This is a genomic window from Nocardiopsis sp. TNDT3 (assembly GCF_003427465.1).
In the GTDB taxonomy this organism is placed as follows: domain Bacteria; phylum Actinomycetota; class Actinomycetes; order Streptosporangiales; family Streptosporangiaceae; genus Nocardiopsis; species Nocardiopsis dassonvillei.
Map to the genome: position 1 here is coordinate 1 of NZ_QPFC01000629.1, position 2,730 is coordinate 2,730.

At 71.6% G+C, this 2,730-nt stretch carries 3 protein-coding genes and 1 tRNA gene; 2 read left to right on the top strand and 2 right to left on the bottom strand.

Going from position 1 to position 2,730, the window contains the following annotated elements; all coding sequences use genetic code 11:
* Positions 1 to 224: 224 nt before the first annotated feature.
* Together DQW06_RS16010 and DQW06_RS16015 are read right to left on the bottom strand one after the other, a co-directional pair.
* On the bottom strand, positions 225 to 623 hold the full coding sequence (locus DQW06_RS16010) for a DUF3618 domain-containing protein (RefSeq protein ID WP_013151464.1): 399 nt from the start codon (positions 621 to 623) through the stop codon (positions 225 to 227).
* Between the two features lie 15 nt (positions 624 to 638).
* Positions 639 to 1,757, bottom strand: a complete 1,119-nt coding sequence (locus tag DQW06_RS16015) for a CDP-alcohol phosphatidyltransferase family protein (RefSeq protein WP_117198827.1) — start codon at positions 1,755 to 1,757, stop codon at positions 639 to 641.
* A gap of 312 nt (positions 1,758 to 2,069) precedes the next feature.
* Here DQW06_RS16015 and bcp point away from each other — a divergent pair, with 312 nt between their 5' ends.
* Both bcp and DQW06_RS16025 read left to right on the top strand, forming a co-directional pair.
* Positions 2,070 to 2,552: a thioredoxin-dependent thiol peroxidase gene (bcp, locus tag DQW06_RS16020; protein ID WP_013151462.1), complete on the top strand. Its 483-nt coding sequence runs from the start codon at positions 2,070 to 2,072 to the stop codon at positions 2,550 to 2,552.
* Between the two features lie 91 nt (positions 2,553 to 2,643).
* A tRNA-Leu gene (locus DQW06_RS16025) sits at positions 2,644 to 2,718 on the top strand.
* The last annotated feature ends 12 nt before the right edge of the window (positions 2,719 to 2,730 follow it).

The following is a 2,730-nucleotide window of genomic DNA, read 5'->3' on the forward strand; positions in this document are numbered from 1 at the left end:
CGCCTGGCGGCGCGGGCCCCACGTCCTGGCGCCCGCGATCCACCCACCGGCTGAAGCCGGCGGCACTCCCGCGGGGGAAACAGGCGGCGCCCCGGGGCCCGCGCGTGGCCCGCGGCCCGTGCCGGACACCGCCCCAGCGCCCCCTGGACGCCCGGCCCGACGGTCGCCGCACACACGGAGGGGCCCGCTGACGCGGACCCCTCCGAACGTGCGCCGCTCCGGCGCTACTTCCTCCTGCGGTGCACCGCCCAGGCCACCACGCCCACCGCGACGACCGCCCCGACGCCGACCGCGAGCAGCAGCGCCTCCGGGGGGAGCTGACCGCGCGACTGGTAGGTGGTGACGACGTGGCCGTCGCCCTTGACGACGATGCTGCCCTCCTCGGGCTCCACCGGGTGGCTCTCCACGCGCACCGCGCCGCCCCCGACCACCAGGGCGCGCGCCTCGTCCACGATCCGGGCGCCGCGTTCGCGGACCCTCTCCATCTGCTTGCGGGCGATGTTGGCGGGCCGGGCCTGCACGCTCAACTCGTCCAGGGTCTCGGCGAGCTGGCGCTGTTCGCGGTTGATCTCGGCGACGACGTCCGCCGGGGTCAGGCGCGGTTCGGTGTCACGTCCCGTCATGGGTGCCTCTCTCCACTAGCGCAGGGTCGTCTGAGAACCCGTGTCCGAGCCGGTGTCCCGGCTCCCTTCCTCCGCGCCGTCGGACGGACCGGAGAATCTCAGCGCGCTGTCGATTCCGTCGACCACGCGGAAGAAGTCCCGCGTGGACAACCACAGTTTATAGATGATGGCGATCTCGAAGGCGAGGAGCAAAACACCCGCCACAGCGGTGATCCACCCGATAAGGGACGGCGCGCCGAACACGGCGGCCGCCAGCGGCGCGATCACGAACACCGACATCTGGAACTCGATGCCGCCCACCAGGTGCGTCCTGACCCGTCTGGCGTTGAGGGCCGACCAGAACCGCTGGTACCAGGGGAAGCGGTTGCGGAACTCCTGGTGCAGGTCCACCTTGGGCAGGGTGAGGTCGGGCTGCTTGCCCGCCGTGCGCTGGTTGCGGGCCTCGCGCTCGTTCTGGCTGTGCAGGATCTGCTCCAGCACGCCGATGCCGTGGCGCAGCACCGCCTGCTCGCCGCCGTCGCTCATCGTCCGCCCGCCCGCGCCGGTGGCCGAGCCGGTGTCGTCCTCCTCCGGCTCCAGCATCGACAGGGTGGCGCGGGCCCTCTCCAGGGCGGCGGCCAGGTGCGAGCGCATCTCCCTGCGGACCTTGTACACCTGGAGCGCGTTGAGGTAGCGCAGCATGTCCAGGAACACCACGGCCAGGGCCAGCCACACGAACCACACCGGCCCGTCGCCCTCGGCGTTCTCGGCGACGACGTACTGCCCGCCCATCAGGGCGACCACGCACACCAGCACCCGGAACCGGTCGGAGACGTAGTCCATCCACGACCCGAACAGCGACTCCGATCCGGTGAGCCGGGCCAGCTTGCCGTCCGTGCAGTCCATCAGGAAGGACAGCAGGTACAGCAGCGCGCCCAGCGCCAGGAAGTGGCGGTAGCCCAGCGAGAAGCAGACGGCCGCGCCGAGCCCCAGGAAGAGCGCGACCACCGTCAGCTGGTTGGGTGTGATCGAGGTGCGGTTGGCCACCAGGCGCACGAGCCGGACCGCGATGGGGTCCACGAGGTAGACCGTCCACCAGGAGTCGCGCTCCTTGAGGGTCCGGGCCCTGACCTCGTCGAGTGTGAATCCAGGCATCGTCGCCAATACTCTCCAAGCGAAGCGGGTGTGTTCCGGCCCGCCGGGCGCCGCCGACGCGGCGTCCCCGGTGCGCGGCGGACGTCGCCGGGGCCGAACGACGGGACGAGTGCGGTCAACAATAGGTGATCGCGTCGCTGGTCACTCCGGATGCGGGCGAACCGAACCGGAATCGCAACCGAACACCGTACCCCCAGCCTGGCACAGCCCGCGAAGCGTCGACTCACGGGGCACCGGAAGGCGGGTGTGGTTAGGGTGAGGGCGAGAGTCGGCGGGGCGGCGCCCCGCCCGCGAACCCAAGGGGGACACCACGTGAGCGACCCGATCCGCCTGGAGCCCGGCGACCAGGCACCCGACTTCACCCTCGACGACGCCGACGGCAAGCCCGTCACCCTGAGCGAGGTGCTGGCCTCCACCGGCAAGCGCGTCGTCCTGTACTTCTACCCGGCGGCCATGACCCCCGGGTGCACCACGCAGGCCTGCGACTTCCGCGACAACCTGCGCGACTTCGACTCCGCGGGCCTCACCGTCCTGGGCGTGTCCCCGGACACGAGCGACAAGCTGGCCAGGTTCCGCGACAAGGAGGGTCTGACCTTCCCGCTCCTGGGCGACCCGGGCAAGGACACCCTGCGCGCCTACGGCGCCTTCGGCGAGAAGAAGAACTACGGCCGCGTCGTGCAGGGCGTCATCCGCTCCACCGTCGTCGTGGGCACCGACGGCCGGGTGGAGAAGGCCTTCTACAACGTGAAGGCCACCGGCCACGTCGACCGGATCAAGAGGGAACTGGGCCTGTGACACGGGTGCCGGGGGCGGCCCCCGGGCGCGGCGGGCCCGTGTGCACGCCGCGGCCGGGCCCCGCGCCCGGCACCGGTACAGTTGTCCGCGAGGGGCCGTAGTCCAACTGGCAGGAGACGGCAGCTTTAGGTGCTGTACAGTGCGGGTTCGAATCCCGCCGGCCCCACCCATCCCACCC